Origin of the sequence: Helicobacter pylori (assembly GCF_001653475.1) — a bacterium.
In the GTDB taxonomy this organism is placed as follows: Bacteria; Campylobacterota; Campylobacteria; order Campylobacterales; family Helicobacteraceae; genus Helicobacter; species Helicobacter pylori_CM.
This window is the reverse complement of record NZ_CP011487.1, coordinates 545,779-571,432: the sequence shown is the minus strand read 5'-3', so window position 1 is coordinate 571,432 and position 25,654 is coordinate 545,779. Positions and strand designations below refer to the sequence as shown.

The 25,654-nt window shown below is 38.7% G+C and carries 26 protein-coding genes and 3 pseudogenes; 19 read left to right on the top strand and 10 right to left on the bottom strand.

Annotation, left to right across the window (positions count from 1 at the left end; genetic code table 11):
• Positions 1-8: 8 nt before the first annotated feature.
• Positions 9-788, bottom strand: a complete 780-nt coding sequence (locus tag AA974_RS02825; protein ID WP_064433335.1) for a YcjF family protein — start codon at positions 786-788, stop codon at positions 9-11.
• Positions 754-1,221 carry a GTPase gene (locus tag AA974_RS02820; protein ID WP_064433334.1) on the bottom strand — a complete coding sequence of 156 codons (468 nt, stop codon included), beginning with the start codon at positions 1,219-1,221 and terminating at the stop codon, positions 754-756. Before AA974_RS02820 ends, AA974_RS02825 begins: the two co-directional genes overlap by 35 nt.
• A gap of 136 nt (positions 1,222-1,357) precedes the next feature.
• Here AA974_RS02820 and AA974_RS02815 point away from each other — a divergent pair, with 136 nt between their 5' ends.
• The 15 genes from AA974_RS02815 (at position 1,358) to AA974_RS02745 (ending at position 15,124) form a co-directional block, all read left to right on the top strand.
• Complete coding sequence (locus AA974_RS02815) at positions 1,358-2,341, top strand: RluA family pseudouridine synthase (protein ID WP_064433333.1); 984 nt, start codon at positions 1,358-1,360, stop codon at positions 2,339-2,341.
• Entirely contained in the window at positions 2,304-3,551 is a 1,248-nt protein-coding gene (locus AA974_RS02810; RefSeq protein ID WP_064433332.1) for a fibronectin type III domain-containing protein, read from the top strand. The genes AA974_RS02815 and AA974_RS02810 overlap by 38 nt, the downstream gene beginning before the upstream one ends.
• A 10-nt stretch (positions 3,552-3,561) precedes the next feature.
• Entirely contained in the window at positions 3,562-4,740 is a 1,179-nt protein-coding gene (gene trmB / locus AA974_RS02805) for a tRNA (guanosine(46)-N7)-methyltransferase TrmB (protein ID WP_064433331.1), read from the top strand.
• Complete coding sequence (locus tag AA974_RS02800; RefSeq protein ID WP_024113484.1) at positions 4,740-5,411, top strand: ABC transporter ATP-binding protein; 672 nt, start codon at positions 4,740-4,742, stop codon at positions 5,409-5,411. The genes trmB and AA974_RS02800 overlap by 1 nt, the downstream gene beginning before the upstream one ends.
• Positions 5,398-6,204 (top strand): FtsX-like permease family protein, encoded by an 807-nt coding sequence (locus tag AA974_RS02795; protein WP_064433330.1) that lies wholly within the window; start codon positions 5,398-5,400, stop codon positions 6,202-6,204. Before AA974_RS02800 ends, AA974_RS02795 begins: the two co-directional genes overlap by 14 nt.
• Positions 6,197-7,399 (top strand): murein hydrolase activator EnvC family protein, encoded by a 1,203-nt coding sequence (locus tag AA974_RS02790; protein WP_064433329.1) that lies wholly within the window; start codon positions 6,197-6,199, stop codon positions 7,397-7,399. The genes AA974_RS02795 and AA974_RS02790 overlap by 8 nt, the downstream gene beginning before the upstream one ends.
• A 99-nt stretch (positions 7,400-7,498) precedes the next feature.
• Positions 7,499-7,858 carry a FlaG family protein gene (locus tag AA974_RS02785; RefSeq protein ID WP_064434048.1) on the top strand — a complete coding sequence of 120 codons (360 nt, stop codon included), beginning with the start codon at positions 7,499-7,501 and terminating at the stop codon, positions 7,856-7,858.
• A 30-nt stretch (positions 7,859-7,888) separates the two neighbouring features.
• On the top strand, positions 7,889-9,946 hold the full coding sequence (gene fliD, locus AA974_RS02780) for a flagellar filament capping protein FliD (protein ID WP_064433328.1): 2,058 nt from the start codon (positions 7,889-7,891) through the stop codon (positions 9,944-9,946).
• 41 nt (positions 9,947-9,987) lie between these two features.
• Positions 9,988-10,368: a flagellar export chaperone FliS gene (fliS, locus tag AA974_RS02775; protein WP_064433327.1), complete on the top strand. Its 381-nt coding sequence runs from the start codon at positions 9,988-9,990 to the stop codon at positions 10,366-10,368.
• Entirely contained in the window at positions 10,355-10,594 is a 240-nt protein-coding gene (locus tag AA974_RS02770; RefSeq protein WP_001087930.1) for a hypothetical protein, read from the top strand. Before fliS ends, AA974_RS02770 begins: the two co-directional genes overlap by 14 nt.
• A 53-nt stretch (positions 10,595-10,647) precedes the next feature.
• Positions 10,648-11,307 (top strand): tRNA threonylcarbamoyladenosine dehydratase, encoded by a 660-nt coding sequence (locus tag AA974_RS02765; protein ID WP_196207232.1) that lies wholly within the window; start codon positions 10,648-10,650, stop codon positions 11,305-11,307.
• A 28-nt stretch (positions 11,308-11,335) separates the two neighbouring features.
• Complete coding sequence (locus AA974_RS02760) at positions 11,336-11,482, top strand: hypothetical protein (protein ID WP_064433326.1); 147 nt, start codon at positions 11,336-11,338, stop codon at positions 11,480-11,482.
• A 3-nt stretch (positions 11,483-11,485) separates the two neighbouring features.
• Positions 11,486-12,364: a carbon-nitrogen hydrolase gene (locus tag AA974_RS02755; protein ID WP_064433325.1), complete on the top strand. Its 879-nt coding sequence runs from the start codon at positions 11,486-11,488 to the stop codon at positions 12,362-12,364.
• A gap of 130 nt (positions 12,365-12,494) precedes the next feature.
• Positions 12,495-13,808, top strand: a complete 1,314-nt coding sequence (locus AA974_RS02750; protein WP_064433324.1) for a Na+/H+ antiporter family protein — start codon at positions 12,495-12,497, stop codon at positions 13,806-13,808.
• Complete coding sequence (locus AA974_RS02745) at positions 13,808-15,124, top strand: MATE family efflux transporter (RefSeq protein WP_268864600.1); 1,317 nt, start codon at positions 13,808-13,810, stop codon at positions 15,122-15,124. Before AA974_RS02750 ends, AA974_RS02745 begins: the two co-directional genes overlap by 1 nt.
• Here the strand turns inward: AA974_RS02745 and rny are convergent, their stop codons facing one another.
• Complete coding sequence (gene rny / locus AA974_RS02740) at positions 15,125-16,636, bottom strand: ribonuclease Y (protein WP_064433322.1); 1,512 nt, start codon at positions 16,634-16,636, stop codon at positions 15,125-15,127. It lies immediately after the preceding gene.
• Positions 16,614-17,261: a 5-formyltetrahydrofolate cyclo-ligase gene (locus AA974_RS02735; protein WP_064433321.1), complete on the bottom strand. Its 648-nt coding sequence runs from the start codon at positions 17,259-17,261 to the stop codon at positions 16,614-16,616. Before AA974_RS02735 ends, rny begins: the two co-directional genes overlap by 23 nt.
• Positions 17,262-17,385: 124 nt before the next feature.
• Between AA974_RS02735 and AA974_RS02730 the strand changes: the two genes are divergently transcribed.
• Complete coding sequence (locus tag AA974_RS02730; RefSeq protein WP_064433320.1) at positions 17,386-17,943, top strand: hypothetical protein; 558 nt, start codon at positions 17,386-17,388, stop codon at positions 17,941-17,943.
• Positions 17,944-17,949: 6 nt separating this feature from the next.
• Positions 17,950-18,831 carry a signal recognition particle-docking protein FtsY gene (ftsY, locus tag AA974_RS02725; protein WP_064433319.1) on the top strand — a complete coding sequence of 294 codons (882 nt, stop codon included), beginning with the start codon at positions 17,950-17,952 and terminating at the stop codon, positions 18,829-18,831.
• 8 nt (positions 18,832-18,839) lie between these two features.
• Here the strand turns inward: ftsY and AA974_RS02720 are convergent, their stop codons facing one another.
• The 5 genes and pseudogenes from AA974_RS02720 to AA974_RS02700 all read right to left on the bottom strand — a co-directional run.
• On the bottom strand, positions 18,840-19,154 hold the full coding sequence (locus tag AA974_RS02720; protein ID WP_064433318.1) for a YkgJ family cysteine cluster protein: 315 nt from the start codon (positions 19,152-19,154) through the stop codon (positions 18,840-18,842).
• A gap of 37 nt (positions 19,155-19,191) precedes the next feature.
• On the bottom strand, positions 19,192-20,271 hold the full coding sequence (locus AA974_RS02715) for a hypothetical protein (protein ID WP_064433317.1): 1,080 nt from the start codon (positions 20,269-20,271) through the stop codon (positions 19,192-19,194).
• Between the two features lie 10 nt (positions 20,272-20,281).
• A pseudogene (locus AA974_RS02710) lies at positions 20,282-20,585 on the bottom strand (hypothetical protein).
• A gap of 10 nt (positions 20,586-20,595) precedes the next feature.
• Positions 20,596-22,106: pseudogene (locus tag AA974_RS02705) on the bottom strand (hypothetical protein).
• Positions 22,107-22,353: 247 nt separating this feature from the next.
• A pseudogene (locus AA974_RS02700) lies at positions 22,354-23,097 on the bottom strand (radical SAM protein); the annotation flags it as partial.
• Positions 23,098-23,221: 124 nt separating this feature from the next.
• On the opposite strand from AA974_RS02700, the gene mobA reads away from it, so the two are divergent.
• Entirely contained in the window at positions 23,222-23,827 is a 606-nt protein-coding gene (gene mobA / locus AA974_RS02695) for a molybdenum cofactor guanylyltransferase MobA (RefSeq protein WP_064433316.1), read from the top strand.
• Entirely contained in the window at positions 23,820-24,896 is a 1,077-nt protein-coding gene (flhB, locus tag AA974_RS02690) for a flagellar biosynthesis protein FlhB (RefSeq protein WP_064433315.1), read from the top strand. The genes mobA and flhB overlap by 8 nt, the downstream gene beginning before the upstream one ends.
• 20 nt (positions 24,897-24,916) lie before the next feature.
• Here flhB and AA974_RS02685 read toward each other — a convergent pair whose 3' ends face one another.
• A complete protein-coding gene (locus AA974_RS02685) occupies positions 24,917-25,654 on the bottom strand; it encodes a hypothetical protein (protein ID WP_064433314.1) in 738 nt (245 codons plus the stop codon).

Sequence of the window (25,654 nt, the reverse complement as noted above, 5' to 3'; positions counted from 1 at the left end):
CCTTAATCTTATGGTTTTAATTTTTTGATTGTATCCAAATTGAGATAATTCTCCTTAAAGAGAGATTTTATCGTATCCACTGCAGGCAACTCCACTTCGCCCGTCTCATCATTAAAGCACTTTTCTAGCACTTTCAAATAAGCAAACCCAATGCCTTCTGTGATAACGACAGCGGTTGTACTCCCTGCAACACTCCCCACCACAGGAATGAATTTAAGGAAACCATTAACGATCGTTCTCCCCACTTGTGCGACTGCGGTTACGCCTAACAATCCTGTGAATAATGATGTGGCTAACGATTCTTCCATTTTCACTTCAAAAGCGTCATTTATTTTGTAAATCATTCCTGCTTGAATGGGTGCGATAGCGAGCGCATCGCTAAAAGGTATGGGGATGAGCCCAACCCCTCCAGCTGCTGTTGATGCAAGATGGATAATGTTTTTACTTTTATCTATCATAGCTTGTTTTCTTGCTTGGATATTAGCTTTTTGAATCAGCAAGAAATGCTTTTCTTTGTTTTTCTTAGCATCTATCAAGCATTTTTTAGTTTTCTCTACCAATTCTTCTAAACCTTCAATGGGGACTTCAATCCCTCTAAACGAAAATGCAACGGAATTGACTCTCACATAGGCTTTGATAAAACCTTTAAAGCCCCATTCTTCATCTATGATTCTTTGAGTTTCTTTAACAAATGCATCGCCGGCTTTTTCTTGTGTGTTTGTGAAAACAAAAATCGTTGGGATATTCCATTCTTTAGCGAAATTCAATAACGCTTTCTCTCTCTTCAACCCTAGAAGAAGTCTCTTTAACGCACAGATACGCCACATCAATAGCCTCTTTTGCATCAAGCGTTTTAAAAGAATCTTCCATTTCTTTTTTAATGCTTTCTGTGGTATTTTGATAATCTTCAGCTTCAATGCCTTTAGTGTCCCATAAAATCAAGCCTTTTTCTTCATCAACATATTTTTCAAGATGCTGAGTGACGGGTTTTCCTATGCCTGCTTTAGCCACTTCTTTACCAAATAAAGCGTTAATGAGCGAGCTTTTACCCACTCCAGTAGCTCCCATAAGCAAAACATTCATGATTGGCTTTTCCTTTTTGATGGCTTCGCGCAATTTTTCCATATTCAATCCTCCTTCTTTCCCATCAAGCGTGAAAGCGTCGCCTAAAAAACCACGCAAAATACCGCTCACTTTCTCGTGGTGTTCGTTGTTTTCCATTATAAAACCCCTTTATAAAATGATTCAAGGTATAAGGCTTTGTGGATTATAGCGTATTAAACTAACTGAATAAAGACATGATTTTTTAAGGTTTTGAGTAAAATAGTGGTTTTTAAAAAAGCAAAAAAGAGTTTGGATGCAAAAAGTTTTTATCGCCCCCACCGATCACAAACGCATTGATGAATTTTTAGCCAAAGAATTGCAAATTTCTAAAAACCAAGTGTTGAATTTGATTAAAGAAGGGCTAGTGTTTTGTCAAAAAAAGGGGGTAAAAAAAGGAGGGTTAGCCTTAAAAGAGGGCGATGAAATCACGCTTTTAACGCCCAAAATCACGCCTAAACCCTTAAAAAGAGGGTTTGATTTAGAAATAGAAGTCATTTTTGAAGATGAAGATTTATTAGTGTTAAATAAGCCCCCTAATTTAGTTATCCATAAAGCCCCAAGCGTGAAAGAGCCCACTTTAGTGGATTGGTTAGAATCCAAAAATTACGAGCTTTCTGATCTTGGCTTTAAAGAGCGCTATGGGATTGTGCACCGCTTGGATAAGGACACAAGCGGAGGGATTGTTATCGCTAAAAACAATTTTGCCCATGTTCATTTGAGCGAACAGCTCAAAACTAAAATGATGGGGCGCTACTATATCGCCTTGCTTTCAACCCCCTTAAAGGGAGAAAAAATGAGCGTGGAATGCTATTTAACAAGAAACCCCAATAACCGCTTAAAAATGATAGCGCTCAAAGCGGCCAAAAAAGAAAAAAGCCGTTATTCTAAAAGCGAATTTATCAGCTTGCTGACTTCTCAAAACAATCTTAATTTGATAGGGGCTAAATTGTTCACCGGGCGCACGCACCAAATCAGAGCGCATTTAGAATATTTGAACAGACACATCATAGGCGATAATCTTTACGGGCTCAATCATGCGCTTTCTAAAGAAGAAATAAGAATCATGCTGCATGCCTATTTGATAGAGTTCAAACACCCTAGAAGCGGGCAAAAACTGCGCTTTAAAGTTCCCCTACTAAAGGATATGTTAGAATATCTTAAAAAAAATTTTGACAAGGAGAATTTAGATGAGGTCTTGGATGAAGAAAAAATACTTCACGCTTTTATTGCAAAGTAGTGTGGTATTAGCGGTTTTTATAGGGTGTTCTTCTACCAGGAATCATACTTTTTCAGCCCTTAATAATCAAGAGAACACAGACACTAATCTTCCGGTAGTCCATTCTATTAAAACCATTAACGATGTGAGTTCAGTGGGTTTTGAATGGCCTAAAATCGCTGATACTTATGATATTGATGGGTTTATTTTGTATCGTTTGAAAAAAGACTCCAAGCTTAAAAGAATCGCCACGATTAAAAACCCTTATGCGACCCACTATTATGATGAGGGGCTAGAAACAGAGAGTTCTTACACTTACCAACTCGCTACTTACAAGGGCGATAAAATCTCTAACCTTTCAGAGCCTATTTTAGTAAAAACCTCTTTTATCAATCCTGTAGAAAGCGTTTTTGCGAGCCTTGAATACCCTAAAAGCGTGAAAGTCTTTTGGAGCCCGCACCCTAACCCTAGCGTTTCTAAATACATCATTCAAAGGCAGAATAAAGACGGCAAATTTTTAAATGTAGGGGCTGTTAGAAACCGCTTGTTTGTGGAGTTTTTTGATAAAGATTTAGAAGACGGGAAAAAATACCGCTACCAGGTCATCGCCGAAAATTTCATGGGGGATAAATCCAGACCCAGTGTTATAGTGGAAGGGAAAACCAAAGATTTACCCAAAGAAGTCACTAATATTAGAGTGAGCCAAAACCTCACACGACACATTGAATTAAGTTGGGATAAATCCCCCGAAGAAGATGTGGTAGCTTATCGCATTTACGCTTCCAATAACCGCAACGATAAATACAAATTCATCGCTCAAACCACCAACACTTCCTATGTGGATAAAATAGAAAAAGACAACCTCACGCGTTATTACAAAGTTGTCGCCCTTGATAAAACGCATCTTGAAGGGGCATTACCCAAAGAGCCTGCAATGGGTGAGACCGCTGACAGGCCAGAATCCCCTATCATCACTAAAGGGACTATTCAAGACTCTTCAGCTTTCATCCAATGGGAAAATAACCCAAGCGCTAAAATAGCCACTTATGCGGTGTATCGCTTTGAAGGCACTTCAAAAACCCCTTTGCGCTTTGGGAATATCACGCAAAACCAATTCGTGGATAAGGACATGAAAGTGGGCGTGGCTTATCGCTATCAAGTGGTGAGCGTGGATAAAGATGGTTTAGAGTCGCACCCAAGCAAAGAAGTGCGTTTGTTTTTAGAGCGCTAAAAGGGTTTTAATGCCCCATTTTTTAGCCAAGCTGGATTTTAAACCTTTAGAATACCCCTTAATTGAGGGGGATTTTTGTTTTCATAGGGAATTTTTAAGCTTAAAACACCCCACTAAAAGCTGTGTGTATGCGAGTTTTAAGGATCACGTTTTTTTATTGCAAAAAATCAGGCGAGCGAATGATTTTTTAATCAAAAGCGAAAAGGCAACGCCCTTAAAAAGAGAGATTTTAAAACAAGCTTTAAGGATTTATTCGCAATCTTTTGAAGTCATTTTGCATAATTTGCAAGAAAATTCTAAACATGCGAGCGGAAAAAAAGCCCTTGATTTAGAAGCTTTTGAAGACTTTATCCAAAAAAATCAGACCCCTATTTTAGCCGAAATTGGTTTTGGGAGTGGTAGGCATTTGATAGAATTAGCCAAAAACAACCCCACTAAAACATGCTTAGGGATAGAGATTCACACCCCGTCTATCGCGCAAGCGTTAAAGCAAATTGAGTTGTTGGATTTAAAAAATCTGCGCATCTTGCAAGGCGATGGCCGTTTGGTTTTAGAGAGCATGCCAAATCACAAGTGCGAGAAAATTTTTGTGCATTTCCCTGTGCCATGGAATGGAAAAAAACACCGTCGGGTGCTAAGCGAAAAGTTTTTAAACGAAGCTTTAAGGGTTTTAAAGCCTAAAGGGTTTTTGGAATTACGAACCGATGATAGCCTTTATTTTGAAGACAGCTTAAAATTAGCCCTAAAAAACTTTAAATGCGAGATAGAAATCAAAAAAAACGCTCAAATACCGGTTGTCAGCAAGTATGAAGCGCGTTGGAATAAACTCAAAAAAGATATTTATGATTTAAGAATTTATTCTTTAGAATTGGATGAAACCCCTTTTGATAACCATGCATTTGATTTTTCTTTTAATACAATAACAATCAGTGAAAAGAGCGTTGGAACGATTTTAAAAACCCCAAAAATCATCCAAGAGGGGTATTTTGTGCATGTTTGTAATATTTATGAGAATAAGGGGGATTTTTTAGTGGAATTGAGTATGGGGGATTTTGATTGGCCTGTGCGTTTGTTTGTTTTATTAACAAAAAATCAGATTTTTTATCTCAATAAAAGCCCCTTAAAAACCTTAAACAACCACAAAGCGCATCTTTTGCTTCAAAATATCCTAAGCCAAAAGGGAATTTGATGAGTGTGATCATCGCAGCGAATAATCTGTGCTTGCAATACCAGCAAAACGAACCGGTCATTAAGCATGCTAATTTACGCATCAAGCGGAAGGATTTTGTGTTCATTTCAGGGCCTAGCGGGAGCGGTAAAAGCACGCTTTTGCGTTCGTTCTATGGGGATTTAAAACTTTTTAGCGGTAAATTAGAAGTTTGCAATATCAACATGAATAACGCTTCAAAATCAACGATTTTAGATTTGCGCAAAAACATTGGCGTGGTTTTCCAAGATTATAAATTGATCCAAGATTACACGATTGAGCAAAACATCAAACTACCGATGGTGATTTGTGGAATCAAAAAAGAAGAATGCCATTTGCAGCTAGAAAAACTTTTAGGGCATATTGATTTACGCCATAAGGCTAACCGCTACCCCAAAGAACTCAGCGGAGGCGAACAACAGCGAGTGGCTATGGCTAGGGCTATGGCGAACTGCCCTGAACTCATTTTAGCCGATGAGCCTACCGGGAATTTAGACGATTATTCTAGCGATAAAATCTGGAGCTTGTTAAGGGGTATGAACACGCAATTAAACGCTACGATCGTGGTGGTTACGCACAAATTCCCTAAAAATTTTAGCACTTATCACCGAAAATTTTATATAGAAGATGGGGAAGTTTATGAATACTCTTAAAAAGCATTTAGCCTTTATCATTCCCCTAGTAGCGTTATTGTTTAGCTTGGAGTGCGTGTTGTTTATCAATCAAGCGATAGAACAGAAAGAAAAAAAATTGATTGAAGATTATTCGGTTGTGTTGGCTAGTGCACAAAAATTAGGATTGGAATTGTTGCGTCAAAATTTTAGTGAAATCATGGCGTTAAAAGAAATTGATCCTAATTATTCTTTAGGACCTCTTCAAAAAACTTTAGGCACAGATGGGCTTAAGGAATTAAGAAAAAATTTACCCTTTTTTTATTCTTTACAACTTTCTACATTCCCTACTCAAGAGCGTTTAGAAAACATTAAAGAAAAATTGCTCAAAATCCCTGGCGTTCAAAAAGTTGAAGTCTTTGCCAAAACTTACATGCAAGTGTATGATCTCTTGAGTTTTATTAAAGCCACGATTTATATCTTTGCATTAGTGGTCTTTGTCTTATCGGTTTTATTGATGTTTAAGCAAGTCCGCATCTGGATCTATCAATACCATGAGAGGTTAGAGATCATGGATTTATTAGGGGCTTCGGTGTCTTTTAAAAATGGGTTTTTGTATAAAATAGCTTTAGTGGATTCTTTAATCGCTAGTTTTTTAGCCCCCATGCTCATGCTCTATATCACTTCGCAAAAAGGTTTTGAAAAAACGATGGATACTTTGGGTATTATAGGAGGCGCGTTTGTTTTAAACCATTTTTTATGGGGACTGCTTTTTAGCCTTGTAGTCTCATGTGTTTCTGTTTTACTTGTAGCTTGGAGGACTAGACATGCATAAATTAGGGGTGTTTTTATTAGCCGCCTTACTATCAGCTAACACGCAAAAAGTGAGCGATATTGCTAAAGATATTCAACATAAAGAAACCCTTTTGAAAAAAACCCATGAAGAAAAAAACCAATTGAACAGCCGTTTGAGTTCTTTAGGCGAAGCGATCCGCTCTAAAGAGCTTCAAAAAGCTGAGATTGAGCGCCAAATGGCCGCCTTAAAAAAGAGTCTTGAAAAAAATCGTAACGAAAGTTTGGCGCAAGAAAAAGTCCTAACCAACTACCGCAAGTCTTTAGATCATTTGCAAAAACAGCGATCATTTTTACAAAAGAGGGTGTTTGATACGCTTTTACAGGATTTCCTTTTTTCACAAGCCCTAAAGGGGCAGAATTTAGCCTCTTCTAATGATGTTATTTTACAAGTAGCGTTTGAAAACTTGCACCAAAGCACTCTGTCTAAAATGTCGCAATTGAGCCAAGAAGAAAAGGATCTCAACGCGCAAGCTTTAAAAGTTAGAAGCAGCATTCAAAAAATCTCATCTGTCATAGATGAGCAAAAAACTCGTGAAGCAACCTTAAAATCCTTGCAAACCGAACAAGATAAGCTCATTTTGAGCATGCAAAAAGATTATGCGATCTATAACCAACGATTAACCCTTTTAGAAAAAGAACGCCAGAATTTAAACGCTCTTTTAAAACGCTTAAATATCATCAAACAAAATAGAGAAAATGAAGAAAAAGTCAGTTTGAAAAAATCTTCTCAAGCCTTAGAAGTCAAACAAGTAGCGAGCTCTTATCAAAATATCAACACCACGAGCTATAACGGACCAAAAACGATCGCCCCTTTGAACGATTATGAAGTGGTGCAAAAATTTGGCCCTTATATTGATCCGGTTTATAATTTAAAAATTTTTAGCGAGTCTATTACACTAGTGTCAAAAACCCCAAACGCTTTGGTGCGTAATGTTTTAGACGGGAAAATCGTGTTCGCTAAAGAAATCAACATGCTTAAAAAAGTCGTTATCATTGAGCATAAAAATGGCATCCGCACGATTTATTCTCAATTGGATAAAATCGCCCCCACCATTAAAAGCGGCATGCGGATCCAAAAAGGCTATGTTTTAGGGCGCATTGATCAACGCTTGGGCTTTGAAGTGACCATGAAAGAAAAACACATTAACCCCTTAGAACTCATCGTGCGCAATTAAGATTTAACAAATCATTTTTATTGCCGATATTGGCTAAAGAGTTTATGCAAACAAAATAAATAATTATACTTGTAGGCATGGAAAAATTTGGAGGTTTTTATGGTCAATGAAGTTCAAGGGATTGGGATTCCCACATCTCACACAAGCGTTCAAACAACCCCTACAAAAGAGATCAGTCGCACAAATACTATAAACACTATTGATGAATCTAAAACAACGATAGACCCTGATCAATACAAACCCAAGCTAGAATTATTGAGCGAGCGTCTGAATGAAGAAATGAAGCGTATTGGCACGGATATTAATTTTAGTTATAACGATACGATCAAAGGGTTAGTGGTTTCAGTTAAAGACGCTAATGGGGATAAGGTGCTAAGAGAAATACCCTCTAAAGAAGCCGTGGAGCTTATGCAAAGAATGCGCGATGTGATAGGCATTATCTTTGATAAAAAAGGCTAATCAAAAGTTTTGAAAGTTTAGAGGTAAAACATGGCAATAGGTTCATTAAGCTCATTAGGGCTTGGCAGTAAGGTTTTGAATTACGATGTGATTGACAAGCTTAAGGATGCCGATGAAAAAGCGTTAATCGCCCCTTTAGACAAGAAAATGGAACAAAATGTTGAAAAACAAAAAGCCCTTGTAGAAATTAAAACGCTCCTTTCCTCTCTAAAAGGCCCGGTTAAAACGCTTTCAGATTATTCCACTTATATCAGCAGGAAAAGCAATGTTACAGGCGATGCGTTGAGCGCGAGCGTGGGGGCTGGCGTGCCTATTCAAGATATTAAAGTGGATGTGCAAAATTTAGCGCAAGGCGACATTAACGAATTGGGGGCGAAATTTTCTTCAAGAGACGATATTTTTAGCCAAGTGGATACCACGCTCAAGTTTTACACGCAAAACAAGGATTACGCCGTTAATATTAAAGCAGGAATGACTTTAGGCGATGTGGCTCAAAGCATCACGGACGCTACCAATGGCGAAGTGATGGGCATTGTGATGAAAACAGGAGGGAATGACCCCTACCAATTAATGGTGAATACCAAAAACACCGGTGAAGACAACCGCATCTATTTTGGATCACACCTCCAATCCACGCTCACTAACAAAAACGCCCTTTCTTTGGGGGTTGATGGGAGCGGAAAAAGTGAAGTGAGTTTGAATTTAAAGGGGGCTGATGGGAGCATGCATGAAGTCCCCATTATGCTAGAACTCCCTGAAAGCGCTTCTATCAAACAAAAAAACACAGCGATCCAAAAAGCGATAGAGCAGGCTTTAGAAAATGACCCTAATTTTAAAGATTTGATCGCTAATGGGGATATTTCTATAGACACTCTTCATGGAGGGGATTCTTTAATCATTAATGACAGGCGTGGGGGAAACATTGAAGTTAAAGGGAGTAAGGCTAAAGAGCTTGGGTTTTTGCAAACCACCACCCAAGAAAGCGATTTATTAAAAAGCTCTCGCACAATAAAAGAGGGTAAATTAGAAGGGGTGGTTAGCTTGAATGGCCAAAAACTGGATTTGAACGCTTTAACCAAAGAGAGCAACACAAGCGAAGAAAACACAGACGCTATCGTTCAAGCGATTAACGCTAAAGAAGGCTTGAATGCGTTTAAGAACGCCGAAGGCAAGCTTGTGATCAATTCTAAAACCGGGATGCTAACGATTAAGGGCGAGGACGCTTTAGGCAAGGCTAGTTTGAAGGATTTGGGTTTGAGTGCTGGCATGGTGCAATCTTATGAAGCTTCACAAGACACGCTTTTTATGTCTAAAAATTTACAAAAAGCGAGCGATTCGCAATTCACTTATAATGGAGTGAGCATCACACGCCCCACTAATGAGGTCAATGATGTGATTAGCGGGGTTAATATCACTTTAGAGCAAACCACAGAGCCTAATAAACCTGCCATTATCAGCGTGAGCAGAGACAATCAAGCCGTTATAGACAGCCTTACTGAATTTGTCAAAGCCTATAATGAGCTTATCCCTAAACTAGACGAAGACACCCGTTATGACGCTGACACTAAAATCGCTGGGATTTTTAACGGCGTGGGCGATATTCGCGCGATTCGATCTTCTCTTAATAATGTGTTTTCTTATAGCGTGCATACGGATAATGGGGTAGAAAGCTTGATGAAATACGGGCTTAGCTTAGACGATAAAGGCGTGATGAGTTTAAATGAGGCTAAATTGAGTAGCGCGCTAAATTCTAATCCTAAAGCGACTCAAGATTTTTTCTATGGGAGCGATAGCAAGGATATGGGGGGTAGAGAAATCCACCAAGAGGGTATTTTTTCTAAATTCAATCAAGTCATCGCTAATCTCATAGATGGAGGGAACGCTAAATTAAAGATTTATGAAGATTCCCTAGACAGAGACGCTAAAAGCCTAACCAAAGACAAAGAAAACGCTCAAGAGCTTTTAAAAACCCGCTACAACATCATGGCGGAACGCTTTGCGGCTTATGATAGCCAAATTTCTAAAGCCAATCAAAAATTCAATTCCGTGCAAATGATGATCGATCAAGCGGCGGCTAAAAAGAATTAAAAAAACAGAAAGTTATCAATTTTAAAGGTTAAAGGAATATTATGCAATACGCTAACGCTTATCAAGTCTACCAGCATAACCGAGTGAGTGTGGAATCCCCGGCAAAACTCATTGAAATGCTTTATGAAGGGATTTTAAGATTTTCTTCACAAGCCAAACGCTGTATTGAAAATGAAGACATTGAAAAAAAGATTTATTATATTAACAGGGTTACGGATATTTTCACGGAATTGTTGAATATTTTAGATTATGAAAAAGGGGGGGAAGTGGCGGTGTATCTTACCGGCTTATACACCCATCAAATCAAAGTTTTAACGCAGGCCAATGTGGAAAATGATGCGAGTAAGATTGATTTGGTGTTGAATGTGGCTAGGGGGTTGTTAGAAGCATGGAGGGAAATCCATTCGGATGAACTCACCTAACATGTTATTAGATTCCTTTAAAATCGCTCTCATTAAAAAAGATTCTAAGCAGGCCTTTTCATTGATAGAGTGCCTTTCTTTAGAGCAAATAAAAAGCCTGGATTTAGACACGCTTTTAAGCCTTAAGGAAATGATCGCCCAAAGCATTGAATTATTAGAAAAAGAAAAAGAAGAACTGCAATCGCAAATGCATAAGGCTAAGAAGATTCAAAAATTTTTGTCTTAAGATTTTTTAAACTACGATACAATAAAAGCACTATTTTTATTGAAGGCTAAAGGTTGTCTGAACCCATAGATAGATTCACGCGCATAAGGTGGTTGTTTAAAAACGATTTTAAAAAAATCGGCCGACAAAGGGTTTTAATCTGTGGCGTTGGTGGTGTTGGGGGCTTTGCGCTAGACGCTTTGTATCGTGTAGGGATAGGGCAAATCACTATCATTGATAAAGATGTGTTTGATGTTACCAATCAAAACCGCCAAATCGGATCAGAAAGGATAGGAGAATCTAAAGTGTTGGTGTTGCAAGATCTCTATAAGGGCATTCAAGCTTTGAATTTGCATGTAGATGAAGCGTTTTTAAATTCATTTAATTTTAGAGATTATGATTACATTTTAGATTGCATGGACGATTTGCCTATTAAAACGAGCTTAGCGATAAAGTGTCAAAATTTCGCTTATGGGAAATTCATCAGCTCTATGGGGAGTGCGAAACGCTTGAACCCTAAACACATCCAAGTGGGGAGCGTTTGGGAAAGCTATGGCGATAAATTCGGGCGTAAATTTAGGGATTTTTTAAAAAAACGCCGTTTTAAAGGGGATTTTAAAGTGGTTTTTAGCCCTGAAGTTCCGCATTGCATAGAGCTTGGGAGTTTTAATGCGGTTACGGCGAGTTTTGGTTTGCAAATAGCGAGTGAAGTCGTGCAAGACATTATCAAATAAGGTATTACCAACAATAAAAGGAAGTGGAATGAAAGATTACGAAGACGAATTGGAAGATTTTGGAGAAGAAGAATTAGAGGGCTTTGAAGAAGAATATGAAGAGTATGGGGATTATAAGAATGTCTATGATGATGACGATTATGAAGACTTTAACTCTGATTATGAAGAAGAGTGAAAAATGATTTGCACGAGCGTCCTCCAGCATGCCTATTGCGGCTCTAGAAAAAAAACCATAGAGCATACAGCGAACTTGCTTGAACAAGCGCTAAAAAAACACCCTAAAACCAATTTAGTGGTGTTGCAAGAATTAAACCCTTATAGTTATTTTTGCCAGAGCGAAAACCCTAAATTTTTTGATTTGGGCGAATATTTTGAAGAAGATAAGGCTTTTTTTAGCGCTTTAGCTCAAAAATTTCAAGTGGTGTTGATTGCTTCTTTATTTGAAAAGCGCACTAAAGGGTTGTATCACAATAGTGCTGTCGTGTTTGAAAAAGATGGATCAATCGCTGGAGTGTATCGCAAAATGCACATTCCTGATGACCCAGGGTTTTATGAAAAATTTTATTTCACGCCGGGGGATTTGGGCTTTGAGCCTATTGTTACAAGCGTGGGCAAATTAGGGCTTATGGTGTGTTGGGATCAATGGTATCCTGAAGCAGCAAGAATTATGGCTTTAAAAGGGGCAGAAATTTTAATCTATCCTAGCGCGATAGGGTTTTTAGAAGAAGACTCTAATGAAGAAAAAAAGCGTCAGCAAAACGCATGGGAGACTATCCAAAGAGGGCATGCGATCGCTAATGGCTTGCCTTTGATTGCGACTAACAGAGTGGGCGTAGAGTTAGATCCCAGCGGCGTGATTAAGGGGGGCATTACTTTTTTTGGCTCTAGTTTTGTGGTGGGGGCTTTGGGCGAATTTTTAGCTAAAGCGAGCGATAAAGAAGAAATTTTGTATGCGGAAATTGATTTAGAACGCACCGAAGAAGTGCGCCGAATGTGGCCGTTTTTGAGAGACAGACGCATTGATTTTTATAACGATTTGTTGAAACGCTATATTTAATCAGTCAATTTAAAATTAGAAATTAAGGTTATAGAAAGGATTAAACATGGTAGATGCGGTTTTTTGCACTAAACAAGTGCAAAAATTCTATCATTTTTGCACGGTATTTTTATTTTAACAAGGAGCAAAAATGCTAGAAAATAGCTCTATATGGAGCAATCCTGCCTTTGTGGCTATCATTTGCATGTGCGTTCTTAGCCTTTTAAGGCTCAATGTCATGCTTTCTATGATTAGCGCGACTCTCATAGCAGGACTTATGGGAGGGCTTGGGATCACGGAGAGTTTTAATGCAATGATAGATGGCATGAAAGGCAATTTAAACATCGCTTTAAGCTACATCCTTTTAGGGGCTTTAGCGGTAGCGATCGCTAAAAGCAATCTCATTAAAGTCGCTTTGAGTAAATTAATAGGCTTAATGAATTACAAGCGATCCACTTTTTGCTTTTTGATCGCTTTCATCGCATGTTTTTCGCAAAATTTAGTGCCGGTGCATATCGCTTTTATCCCTATTTTAATCCCCCCTCTTTTGCATTTAATGAACCGGCTGGAATTGGATAGAAGAGCGGTCGCTTGCGCTTTAACCTTTGGCTTGCAAGCCCCCTACTTGGTGCTTCCTGTAGGGTTTGGCTTGATTTTTCAAACCACCATTTTAGAGCAATTAAAAGCTAATGGCGTTAGCGCTACCCTAGCGCAAATCACAGGAGTGATGTGGATAGCAGGGTTAGCGATGGTTGTTGGGCTGCTTGTTGCCGTATTAACGCTATACAAAAAACCCAGACACTACAAAGAAAAATCTTTTAATATAGAAAGTTACGATTCGCTCCAATTAAACTACCATGACTATTTGACTTTTATAGGGATTATCGTGGCGTTTGCGATCCAATTAGCCACCGATTCTATGCCCTTAGCCGCCTTTTTAGCGTTAGCGATCATCTTACTGGGTCGTGGCATTAAGTTTAAAGAAACAGACTCGCTTATGGATGATAGCGTGAAAATGATGGCGTTTATCGCTTTTGTGATGTTAGTGGCTAGCGGGTTTGGAGAAGTGTTGCAAAAAGTGCATGCGATAGAGGGCTTAGTGAATGCGATCACAAGCGTAATCCAAGGGAAGCTTTTAGGGGCTTTTTTAATGCTTGTTGTAGGGCTTTTTATCACCATGGGGATAGGGACTTCTTTTGGCACTATTCCTATCATCGCTGTGTTTTATGTCCCTTTATGCACGAAATTAGGTTTTAGCGCAGAATCTACGATTTTACTCATCGGCATAGCCGCAGCTTTAGGCGATGCAGGCTCACCGGCTAGCGATAGCACCATGGGACCCACTTGCGGGCTTAACGCAGACAACCAACACAATCATATCTATGACACATGCGTGCCGACTTTTTTAGTCTATAACCTCCCTTTGATTGTTTTTGGAGTGGTTGGAGCGTTACTATTAGGCTAATCTATCAAGTTAAGAAAATTTTTTCTTTAGCCTTACCTTCTGGGGTCAATGCCTTTTTAGATGTGCTAGTGGTTGCACTCTCGGTTTTTTTTGTAGGCAAGATTTCGCACCATCACATTGTGGCTCTAGGGGTGGGTTTGCAATTTTTGATGCTTTTTTATGGTATCAATACGATTTTATACACCGGCACTAATGCCATTCTTTCCAGGCTTGTGGGAGCTAGGGATTTTACTCAAATCAATCACGCTTTTTCAAGTATTTTTATAGGAGCGTTTGCGATCTGTTTGGGTGTGCTGTTTGTTTCTTATTTTTTGATTGAGCCTTTTTTAAATTGGATGCAATTGCAAGATCCTTCGCGCCAATTGACACAAGATTATTTAGAAGTCTTAGTTATCGCGCTACCGAGTATTTTTTTAAAAAATGTTTTAGTTTCAGCGCTCGCTAGCTTTTCAGACACCCTAACTCCCTTTATTGTCAAAATCATCATGGTCATTACATGCATTTTCTTGAATCAAGCCTTGATTTTTGGGGATTTTGGTTTTAAAGAAATGGGGATTGTAGGCTCTGCTTTAGCGAATGTGATTGTCTCTTATTGGGAATTACTCGTGCTTGGCGTTTGGATACAAATCAAAAAAATCCCTTTAAAATTCAAAATAACCTTTAATTTTTCTTTTTTAAAAACCATGTTTAGAGTGGGTTGGCCGGCCGGGTTTGAGCGCTTATTGAGCTTATTTTCTTTAATACTCTTATCCAAATTTGTAGCGAGCTATGGGGATAAAGTGTTAGCGGGCATGCAAATAGGTATTAGAGTTGAAACCTTTTCGTTTATGCCCGGATTTGGGTTTATGATCGCAGCGATGGTTTTAACAGGGCAAAATTTGGGAGCGAACAAGCCAAAGATCGCCACAGAATACGCGCATTTGATTTTAAAAATCTCTATGGGTTTAATGGGGGTTTTAGGGATTGTTTTAGTCTTATTTGCTAAAGAATTTGCGAGCCTTTTTTCTCAAGATGAAGAAGTTTTGGAAGTGGCGCGATCTTATTTGATCGCTGTGGGTCTCTCTCAAGCTCCCTTAATTGGGTATTTTGTGCTAGATGGAGTTTTTAGAGGGGCTGGCATTTCTAAAGTCTCACTATATATTAACACCCTAAGCTTATGGGGGTTAAGGATCATGCCCATTTACTTGCTTTTAATTTATCATTTTAAGGTGGAATTTATTTTTGTAGTGATCGCATCAGAAACTTTTTTGCGCTCATTCATCTATTATAAAGTTTTTTCTAAAGGCGTTTGGAAAAGGTGCGGGAAAAAAGCTTGATTATTGCTTGAGCGTAGCGGTCGTTTTGAAACGGCTTTCTCGCACCACTTGCACGCCCACTTCGCCCACATACTGAGCACTCTCTTCTATCTTTTTAGCGATCTTTCTGGCAATAATAGGCATTTGATTGTCCCTGACTTGGCTAGATTTGACTATCACTCTTAATTCTCGCCCGCTCTCCATCGCATACGCTTTTTCCACCCCATCAAATTCTAGCGCGATCTCTTCTAAAGTTTGCATGCGTTTAGCGTATTCTTCATCGCTCTTTCTTCTAGCCCCAGGACGCCCTGCTGAAAGCGCATCAGCCGCACACACGCTCGCGCACTCTACGCTCATGATCTCTTCATGCCCATGGTGGGCATAAATCGCATTAATCACAACCGGGTCTTCTTTATGGCGCTTGCACACTTCAACCCCTAAATTCACATGGTCTCTCCCAAGCTCTTGGGTGAGCGCTTTACCAATATCATGCAAAATACCGGCTCTTCTGGCGAGCTTTTTATCCCCCCCAAGCTGTTCTGCAATCAAGCCGGCTAAAAGAGCGACTTCTTTAGAATGTTGTAAGGCGTTTTGCCCAAAACTAGAGCGATAACGCATTTTGCCTATTAAAATTTTAAGTTCATCTTCCATAGCCCCAAGCTCTAATTCTAACACCACGCTCTCCCCTTCAGAAAGCAATTCTTTTTCCATGTTGCGCGCGACTCTATGATAAACCTCTTCAATCCTATTAGGCTGGATACGGCCGTCTTCTATTAAAATTTTAAGCGTCTCGCTCGCTACTTCACGCCGATAAAGATTGAAACTGGACAAACACAATTCGCTGCTATCTTCGCTAAATTCTATATCCACTCCGCTGACTTTTTTAAACGCCTCAATATTTTTCCCGTCTTTGCCTATCACACGACCGATATAATCTGAGCAAGGCAAAGCAATACGAGTTGTTAAATTCTCTGTCGCATAATTACCCGCAAAACAGGCTGTCGCTTCCGCTAAAATGGCATACGATTTTTTCTTGCCCTCTTCTTTGGCTTCTTTTTCATAACGCCTGATTAACGCGCTTTTTTGCACTTCTAATTCTTCTTCTAATTGCTCTAAAATCATGCTTTTAATTTCATCTTTGGTATAAGCCATGTAATTGAGCATCGCATCTAGCGCTTTGGCTTGAGCTTCTTTGCAAACAGCGCGCTGTTTTTCAAAATTTTCCTTCTCTTGTTCTAAAATTTGGCGTTCTTTTTCAAGCTCTTGTTTTTCTTTTTCTAAATAGCGTTTTTCATCTCTTACAAATTCTTTGTGCTGCGCTTCTAAATGCTTCAAATGCACTTCTTTTTTGTCAAAATGAATTTGGAGTTGCAAGTTCTTGTTTTCATATTGCTGTTGCAATTTGCATTCTTGGCTTTTCATGCGCATCTCTTCAGCTTCTATAAAAGATTTCGCTTGAAACTCCATCAATTTGGCTTTAGCTGAAGCGTTTTTTAAAACGGCTTGCCCTCTAGCGTAATAGATCCTTTTCATCACATAATATGTGACTAGAGCGGTAATCAAACACGCTACCAAGACTTCTAATGAAATGTAAATTAACCCGCTGCTCATAATGTTTCCTTTTGTTATTCTTCATAACGATACGAGCATTCATATAAAGATCCGCTTCAATGTCATAGGCGTCTGTAAGAACACCATTAGCTACCGCTAACTCCCTACTCACAAACACGATTAAGGGGCGTTTTAGTTGCCTTTTGAGCAATTTTGGCAAACTCCTATCATACATGCCTAGCCCAAAACCCACGCGCCTAAAGCTTGTATCCATTCCTAAAATCGGCACGACAATACAATCTAATTCCCGCTTATAATGGCGCGACAAACTCGGTTCATCAAACCACCCCAAACGCTTTAAGGGCAACCTAAAGGGTGCGATAGTGAAACCCTCTTTAGAAAAATTAGCGCCTTTTTTGATGCTTTTAGGCAACCACACACACTTATTTTCTTGCCTTAACTTCAAAATCAAAGACCTAATGTCAAGCTCATGCCCTAATGGGCTATACAATAAAATATTTTGATAATCTTTGAGTTTCCAAAATAAAAGCTTGCAAGCCAATTTATCCCTGACTGCTTTATATTTGGTTGGTTTAGCCCTTTTCAAGCGTTCTTTACAAAAATCTCTAAAAATCGTTTTAATGGTTATAATCCTTAAATTTTAGACTTACATTATAGTATAATTTTAGGTTATTAGTTAGCATTTTATTATTCTTAAGGATGTGTTTATAATGAGAATTAAGGCTTATTTTTTGCGTTTTATCGCACTGGTTTTTATCGTTTTGTTGGGTTTTAGCGCTTGTAAAAATTCTCAAAAATCTCAAGATTCTCAAAACAATACCACCCAACAAGATAGCCCTAAAACCTACACCGCTATGGATTCAAATAACCAAGAATACACGATTACGGGCGATTTAGATTCTCTAAATATCAGCCCAAATTCCAACACCCCTACCCTATTGATTTTAAGCGCTTTAGATAATTCTTTAAAAGATTACGCCCCCACCTTTAACATCTTAAAAAAAACTTTTAAAGATCGTTTGAGGGTGCTTATTTTACTCAATAAACCCTATTCAAGCGATGAAATCAAAGACTTTAGCTCGCGTTCTCAAGCTGATTTTATGATTTTAAACCCTAAAGATAGCGCTCTTTTTGATCATTTAAACCATGACGCTTTAAACCATTCTTTCAGCATGCTCTTATACCACAAACACCAATTGATCAAAATGTATCAGGGGATCGTGCCAGCAGAAATGCTCCAATTTGATATTTCTAATTTAAAGGATTAAAAAACCATGTTTAATTTTTTCAAAAAAATTGTCAATAAAATTAAGGGTGGAGAGGCTAAAGAAAAAAAGCGCCAAAGCGTTCCTAAAGAGGAATTAGAAGAAATTTTGATTGGCTTTGACATCCAATACGATTTGATAGAGAGCTTGTTAAAGCATTTAGGCGATTTAGTTACGCCCAAGCAATTAGAAGTCGCTTTGTTGCGTTTTGTGCGCGGGGAAAGCTATTATGATAAAACCCGCCTAAAAACTATCACCACAAAACCCTTAGTGCATTTGATCGTGGGGGTTAATGGGGCGGGTAAAACCACAACGATCGCTAAATTAGCCAAACTCTCTTTAAAACAGCATAAAAAAGCGCTTTTAGGGGCAGGCGATACTTTTAGAGCGGCCGCAGTCAAACAGCTCCAATTGTGGGGCGAAAAGCTTAACATTCAAGTCATTAGCGCTAAAGAAGGGAGCGATCCAAGCTCTCTAGCTTATAACACCATAGAAAGCGCAATCGCTAAAAATATAGATGAAGTTTTTATAGACACCGCCGGGAGGTTACACAACCAGACCAACCTTAAAAACGAGCTTTCTAAAATCGCGCGCACCTGCTCTAAAGTTTTAAAAGACGCCCCCTTTTATAAATTCCTTATTTTAGACGGCACGCAAGGGAGTTCTGGGCTCACTCAAGCCAAGATTTTCCATGAGACTTTGGCGTTAGACGGCGTGATTATGACTAAGCTTGATGGCACTTCTAAAGGCGGAGCGATTTTAAGCGTGCTGTATGAGTTGAAATTACCCATTCTTTATTTAGGAATGGGCGAAAAAGAAGACGATTTGATCGCTTTTGATGAAGAACGCTTTATAGAAGACTTGGTTGATGCAGTGTTTGTGGAACAATAAATTCTAAATTATTTCTTAAGAATAACCCTAAAGCTCTTATCCATATGATTTGCTTCTTGCAAAGCGTTACAAACCTCTGCGTTTTTAGCATAAAACTCCTTCAGCTGGATATGAGAATAAAGCTTTTTGTGTGCTTCATCAACCCTGCAAATCAACGGGCGGGATTCATAAATCTTGCACAGATTGGTTTCTGAATCCAAAAACTTGCACACCCCATTGCCCGCATCAAACTCAATGAGCTCAATAATCCCGGTGATATTTTTACAGCAAAGCCAACAAGAGGTGCAAGGGAAACGATCAAGCCTTTCTTTTGATCCTTTCATCTTTTTATCCCTTATCTTTCAAGCCCCCAAGCGATCCCTATCCTTTTAAATCTTTCAAAGCTTTTTGCTTGGATTGGATCACAGCCACATTATAATGCCCGCTTTTTTGTGTGCTTTCTAGGGCATCCATCTGCCCTTTCATGATCTCCAAAGCCCTTTTTGCCTTCTCTTGGAGCTTTTGGTGTTTGCCCATGATAGAGACTTTCAAAAAAGCACTCAAAGTCATGAGAGTTGAAAGGATAACGCAGAGTTGATCTTTTTCTTTTTGACTATAATACGAAACATCGTAGTTGCGCTCTTTCATCGTGGCGATAGCGTCTTGAGAAAGCGAGAAAAATAGCGCATCGCATTTTGTGATCTGTCTGGTGAAAAGCCTTACCATTCTCTTAATGGCTTGAAGATTATCAACCATCACATCTGCTTTTTTAACGGCTGCTTCAACTTGAGCGTAGTGAGCCTTGGCATTTTCTAGCTTTTCTTCCATTTTAGAAGCGCTCACAGCTCCTAAAATAGCGAGTGCAGGCCCAGCAACAAGCTCTCCAAGCACTGCCATACCCCCAACCATACCAAAGCCACCCACAGAAAGCGCCCCACCACCAAGCCAAGCAAGGGTAGCGTTTGTCGCTGCAACACCGCTAAGCTCAGCGATCGCTACACCACCAGCCGTGCTAGCAAGCAAGCCCACCCCAGTGTATGCTCCATAAGCTGCAAGCACTCCTCCTATAGCGCTCCCAATAACCGCACCAGAAGCGTCAAGAAAATCCACCTCACTATATTGATTGGTGATTTTTAGCGCGTCTGAAACTTGACCTTGAATGTCTTGCATATTGATACCTTCAATGATGATACGACTGCGTTTCAATCGGTGGAAATGATTCAAGAAGTGCGAAACCGTATGGCTTAAAACATGGAGCTTTTTCCCGCCAAACCTTGCAAAAGCGCGCTTGCAATCAGACTCTGCAGACTCAGCCTTTTTAGCCGCTTCCTCTTTTAAATTCTCCGCCTTTTTGATAAATTCATCAGCTTCGCAATCGGCATCGAGCGCATCAATCCCTTTTTTGACTCCGTATCCTGCTGCCGCTAGGGCTAGCCCTCCTAAAATAAATGGTAATGGCATGTCTTCTCCTTTAAATGTTTGTGATTTTTTTAAAAACTTCTAGATTTTCATCAATGCTCTTTTGGAGTTCAGCGCGCACGGCTTTTTTCTCATTTCTTGCCAGATCGCTCCCATCAAGCCGATCTTCATAGCGATGGATCAAGCTGATTGTCTGAATAATATCAATAATCTCTTCAATAACGCTCTCTTTAATCCCATGCACTCTAGCGGGCTTGTGCGAATTTTGAGCGATCCATTGGACCGAAAGGACCACCCGTTTCCAATGATTTTATAGCATTGGCTATAATCACATACCCGTATCTATTTTTATCCATGATTCCTCCTTCACATTCTTATGTCTTTATTGCTAATAATCAATTCCCAACATTCTTGCTTATTATTAAACAACGGCTTTTGGCCTAGCCCCTGTTGGATCTTGTTACTGACTCCTATGGCCAAATCCGCATCCTCCGTGCAAAGCACTCTCCCAAACTCGTCAAAACCCTGATTGAAAAACTTTGTAGTTTCACAAAAATATTGCTCAAACACCTCCTTAAATTGATTTTGATACGCCTCTAAGAGCTTGATGATTTCACGACATTCTTTTTCAATCTCAATACGCCTTTGGCGCACCAATTTAGCCTCTTCATTAGCCTTTAGAAGGGTGTGAAAAAAAACTTCGCTAAGCGTTGCACCCACAAGACCCCCAATAAAAGCCCCAACCACAGGAATGGGGATGAGCGCTTGACCAGCAGCCGCCATAGCCCCACCACTTATAAGAGTGGTGTTAGCTTTCGCAAGCTGTTTAAGAAGCTCCGCTCCATCAATCTTTCCAGAAAAATAGCGGCCTAATATCGTGATGTTTGTCATAAAAGCGCTCACAATCACCACAGGTATTTGACTCTTGCCAAGGCTTTGGATGAATTTATTGAAGCTATTTTGCATCAAACCTCCAAAAGATGAGCTTAAAAATGCTTTGCCATAGCTAAGCGTTCCACCCTTTATGGTAGCAAGAGCAGTATGCCTTAACGCTTTTTTAGGATCCTTGCCATTTGCGATACATTCATAAATATTCGTCACGCATGAGACAGCACCACCTATAAGTGCACCGGTTTGCATAGCGTTCATTCCTGCTTGATGGGAAAGGTTGGCAACATCTTTGGTAGTGGAGAGATTTGGGTTCAACCTAGCATCAATCGCCTCTGCTTTAGTGATGCTCGCAGGTCTTGTATTGGCTTTGATTGTTTTGCATTTTTGGAGTCTTCTCTCTAAACTATCGGCTTTTTGAAAATCCCTAAGCCCCTTTTGTTTAGCGATTTGAGACTCTAATTTCTTGATCTCAATATCAGCTTTTTTTGAAAATCCCCAAAATAATCCTTAGGAATATTCATCTTTGTGTCATTTTTTAGATATTTCTCATAACCTTTAGATAAGAATTTTTCAAAACACTCCGTGCCGTCTTTACCCACAAATTTACTCTATGTGATCGTGTCAGGAATGACATTCCCGTTTCTATCCACCGTAACATAATCAACGATTTCATGGTTTTTATTAGGCGTGGCATAGTTTGGGAAAAGCTTTTTAATCTGAGCCTTTTGATCCATAGAAAGATCATCATATTGCACCACTCTCTCCCCATTTTTCATAAGGATATTATTCGCATTAACATGGGCTTTCTCTTTGATTTCCGCAGAATAGCCCACCTGTTGGTTGATATTTTGATATTGATACTTAGGATTAACTTTATACTTTGAGATCCCTTCTAAGGTTCGTCCGAGAGTTTTATCGTCCAAAATAGCCAAATGCTCCTTATTGGTGTTGGCATAAAGCACGCTCTATTCACTAGTTGAACCCATGATAGCCACATCTGTGATATTGCTGTATTGTTATTTGTTCTCTCGATCTTTTTTCATGACTTGAATCCAAAAGCGAGAGATTTGGGGGATTCTAAAAGGTTTAGGGTAGGCTTATAAGTAACCCCCCCCCCCCCGAAAGACTAGGAATAAAAAAGCTAAAAAACGCTAGGATTTTTTCCATGAAAACACTCCCTATGGTTTAATCCTAGCCACTATAACCAAAAATCCTAAACAAACCGCCTTATTTTTAATAAAAAGGTTTAAAATAATCAATATTTTCCCTACCCTCTATGTAGTAAAACGCCCTTGTGGGAGTTTCGTTGTTTTTATCATTCCACATGTTTTTTCTGGTTTATTGATGATGGACTGCTTTAAAAGCCTTTTTATATTTTTTATATCCTTATTTACGATCGCCTCTTTAGCGTCTATGGCGTCTTGATAGTATAAACATGGGCAAATCTTGCCATCAGAAGCCAAACGGATACGATTGCAAGATTGGCAAAAATCATCGCTATGCGGAGCAATAATGCCAAATTGATAGCCATTTTCTAGCGTGTAGATTTTAGAAGACCCTTGTTTGGGTTTTTCCTATATCAATGATTTGATATTTTTGAGCGATCAAATCTAAAATTTCTAGCTCTTTCAAGCCTTTAACCAAACTTTTAGCATGTGCATTTTCCATAAATTCAATGTAGCGGATTTGTATGCGCCGATTTTTTGCATATTCTAAAAGCTCTAAGATTTCATCATCATTAACGCTTTTTACCACAACCGTGTTTAATTTGAGTTTTAAACCCGCTTTCAAGGACTCTTCAACCCCTTCTAGCGTATTTTTAAGAGCATCTTTTTGAGAGATTTTTAAAACCCTATCGCTTTTTAAAGAATCCAATGAAACATTCACTTGCGATAACCCAACATTTTTTAAATCCTTAGCCATTTTTTTGAGTAAAAAACCATTAGTGCTTAAAACTAATGCCACTTCTTTATTGTAAGGTAGTCAATAACCCTATTAAAACTATCTACTAACACTCCCTTTACCCCTTATGCCCTTTATTTAAGCTTTTAGTGTAAAATAATAAACAATGACTTAACAACATTAAACATGGATAAATCTTTTGAAAAACCCTATCATTGATAACATTCCTTGCGTTTTACTGGATGGGGGCAAAAGCTCTCGTTTTATCATCAATAACATTCAAATCAATAAAGCTCTCATGCCTTTTATATCGCATGCTAGCCTTTTAGAATACCAATACACACGCCTTTTAAAACTTTTCAAAAAAGTCATTATCAGTGCTAAAAAATCGCATGAACTAAACGCTCCCTATCTTTTAGAAAGAGAGAACGATCTTTTTTCACCCCTTTTTGGCATTTATAACGCTTTTTTAACGCTGCAAACCCCTTATATTTTTTTTATCCCTATAGATACGCCTTTAGTGTCCTTTGAGAGCATCAAGGCTCTTTGTGGGATTAAAAATTTTAGCGTGGTCTATGCTAAAAGCCCTACAAAAGAACATTATTTGATTTCTTTATGGCATCAAAATATCCTTAACGCTCTTAGTTACGCTCTTAAAACACAAAATTACCGCCTTAGCGATCTTGTGAAAAACACCTCTTCTACCGCTATCCATTTTGATAAAGAAGAAGAATTTTTAAACCTGAACACCCTAAAAGACTATGAATTAGCCGTTCAAATTTTAAAAAAGAGGGCCAATGGCTGAAGAAGAAAAAACCGAACTCCCTAGTGCAAAAAAAATCCAAAAAGCCAGAGAAGAAGGCAATGTGCCTAAGAGCATGGAAGTGGTGGGGGTTTTAGGGTTATTGGCAGGGCTACTTGGTATTTTTGTTTTTTTTATATGGTGGGTGGATGGCTTTAGCGAGATGTATCGCCATGTATTGAAAGATTTTTCCCTAGATTTTAGTAAAGAAAGCGTTCAAGAGCTGTTTAACCAATTGGCTAAAGACACTTTTTTATTGCTTTTACCGATTTTAATCATTTTAGTGGTGGTGGCGTTTTTATCTAATATCTTGCAATTTGGCTGGCTCTTTGCCCCTAAAGTCATTGAACCTAAATTTTCTAAAATCAACCCTATCAATGGCGTCAAAAACCTTTTTTCTTTAAAAAAGCTCCTTGATGGGAGTTTGATCACTTTAAAAGTTTTTTTAGCTTTTTTTCTAGGGTTTTTCATCTTTTCCTTATTTTTAGGGGAATTAAACCATGCGGCTCTTTTGAATTTGCAAGGCCAGTTATTGTGGTTTAAAAGCAAGGCGTTACTGCTCATTTCTTCGCTTTTATTTTTATTTTTTGTCTTGGCTTTTATAGATTTAGTGATCAAACGCCGCCAATACACTAACTCTTTAAAAATGACTAAACAAGAAGTTAAGGACGAATACAAACAGCAAGAAGGAAACCCAGAAATCAAAGCCAAAATCCGCCAAATGATGGTAAAAAACGCCACGAATAAAATGATGCAAGAAATCCCTAAAGCCAATGTCGTGGTCACTAACCCTACCCATTATGCCGTCGCTCTCAAATTTGATGAAGAACACCCTGTGCCGGTGGTGGTGGCTAAAGGCACGGATTATTTAGCCATTAGGATTAAGGGTATCGCTAGAGAGCATGACATAGAAATTATAGAAAATAAAACGCTCGCTAGAGAGCTTTATAGAGATGTGAAATTAAACGCTACTATACCAGAAGAATTGTTTGAAGCCGTAGCGATTGTCTTTGCTCAAGTGGCTAAATTAGAGCAAGAACGCCAAAAACAAAAGGTCATTAAACCTCTTTAAGATTTTACTTGATGAGAGCTTTAAATTTGATGTTCCAAGCGCCTTAAAGTGTTATGCACATATTCTAAAAGCCACCCTAACAAGCCTAAAAAATAAAAACCCAATCGCATGCCATAGTATTCTTTAGTTTGAATGAACATGCCAGAGCATAGCACCACCACGCTAAGCCCCACGATCAAAATAAGCATGTTAGCGTATTCATACAACCCAAAAAGGCGTTTGTGGTAGATTAAAACCAAAATCAATAAAATAAGAGCGAGTATAAAAAGAGAAAAATCCACGCAATCAGACACGCTTAAAAATCTAAAACTCTGTAAAGAAGAAGCAAAAACCCACACGATGCAAATATTCATAGAGGGCAAGAAAGATTGCCTCATGCTAGCCCCTAAAAAACGCCACAATAAAGTCGCTAACAGCACAAAATAGAAAATATAAAGCGCCATTAAAGAATCTTTAACAGGAAAATTCCAAGCGTAGAAAGAAAGGCATAATATCCCTACGCAAGCACCTTTTTGGCGCGTGAGAGTGAAAGGCTTTACAACAAGCACACGCAGATAAATTAAAGAAACGCCCATTAACCCCAAATAATCTAATTTGACAATGAGATCATAAACATGGTTTTCAAACAAAAAAAACAATTGCGAAAAATCATCGCTGAAATGCGAAAGCAACAAAGTTTCCACATTGAACAAAAACAACAAAAAAAACAATGAAGAAAAAACGACTTTATGCGTGTATATTTTTTGATAAAAATTCAT

What these genes read in the sequence shown, in the direction of transcription:
- AA974_RS02820 (WP_064433334.1), bottom strand. Translation starts at nt 1,221, where the DNA reads ATGGAAAACAACGAACACCACGAGAAAGTGAGCGGTATTTTGCGTGGT.
- AA974_RS02815 (WP_064433333.1), top strand. Translation starts at nt 1,358, where the DNA reads ATGCAAAAAGTTTTTATCGCCCCCACCGATCACAAACGCATTGATGAA.
- AA974_RS02810 (WP_064433332.1), top strand. Translation starts at nt 2,304, where the DNA reads ATGAAGAAAAAATACTTCACGCTTTTATTGCAAAGTAGTGTGGTATTA.
- trmB (WP_064433331.1), top strand. Translation starts at nt 3,562, where the DNA reads ATGCCCCATTTTTTAGCCAAGCTGGATTTTAAACCTTTAGAATACCCC.
- AA974_RS02800 (WP_024113484.1), top strand. Translation starts at nt 4,740, where the DNA reads ATGAGTGTGATCATCGCAGCGAATAATCTGTGCTTGCAATACCAGCAA.
- AA974_RS02795 (WP_064433330.1), top strand. Translation starts at nt 5,398, where the DNA reads ATGAATACTCTTAAAAAGCATTTAGCCTTTATCATTCCCCTAGTAGCG.
- AA974_RS02790 (WP_064433329.1), top strand. Translation starts at nt 6,197, where the DNA reads ATGCATAAATTAGGGGTGTTTTTATTAGCCGCCTTACTATCAGCTAAC.
- AA974_RS02785 (WP_064434048.1), top strand. Translation starts at nt 7,499, where the DNA reads ATGGTCAATGAAGTTCAAGGGATTGGGATTCCCACATCTCACACAAGC.
- fliD (WP_064433328.1), top strand. Translation starts at nt 7,889, where the DNA reads ATGGCAATAGGTTCATTAAGCTCATTAGGGCTTGGCAGTAAGGTTTTG.
- fliS (WP_064433327.1), top strand. Translation starts at nt 9,988, where the DNA reads ATGCAATACGCTAACGCTTATCAAGTCTACCAGCATAACCGAGTGAGT.
- AA974_RS02770 (WP_001087930.1), top strand. Translation starts at nt 10,355, where the DNA reads ATGAACTCACCTAACATGTTATTAGATTCCTTTAAAATCGCTCTCATT.
- AA974_RS02760 (WP_064433326.1), top strand. Translation starts at nt 11,336, where the DNA reads ATGAAAGATTACGAAGACGAATTGGAAGATTTTGGAGAAGAAGAATTA.
- AA974_RS02755 (WP_064433325.1), top strand. Translation starts at nt 11,486, where the DNA reads ATGATTTGCACGAGCGTCCTCCAGCATGCCTATTGCGGCTCTAGAAAA.
- AA974_RS02750 (WP_064433324.1), top strand. Translation starts at nt 12,495, where the DNA reads ATGCTAGAAAATAGCTCTATATGGAGCAATCCTGCCTTTGTGGCTATC.
- rny (WP_064433322.1), bottom strand. Translation starts at nt 16,636, where the DNA reads ATGAAAAGGATCTATTACGCTAGAGGGCAAGCCGTTTTAAAAAACGCT.
- AA974_RS02730 (WP_064433320.1), top strand. Translation starts at nt 17,386, where the DNA reads ATGAGAATTAAGGCTTATTTTTTGCGTTTTATCGCACTGGTTTTTATC.
- ftsY (WP_064433319.1), top strand. Translation starts at nt 17,950, where the DNA reads ATGTTTAATTTTTTCAAAAAAATTGTCAATAAAATTAAGGGTGGAGAG.
- AA974_RS02720 (WP_064433318.1), bottom strand. Translation starts at nt 19,154, where the DNA reads ATGAAAGGATCAAAAGAAAGGCTTGATCGTTTCCCTTGCACCTCTTGT.
- AA974_RS02715 (WP_064433317.1), bottom strand. Translation starts at nt 20,271, where the DNA reads ATGCCATTACCATTTATTTTAGGAGGGCTAGCCCTAGCGGCAGCAGGA.
- flhB (WP_064433315.1), top strand. Translation starts at nt 23,820, where the DNA reads ATGGCTGAAGAAGAAAAAACCGAACTCCCTAGTGCAAAAAAAATCCAA.
- AA974_RS02685 (WP_064433314.1), bottom strand. Translation starts at nt 25,654, where the DNA reads ATGAATTTTTATCAAAAAATATACACGCATAAAGTCGTTTTTTCTTCA.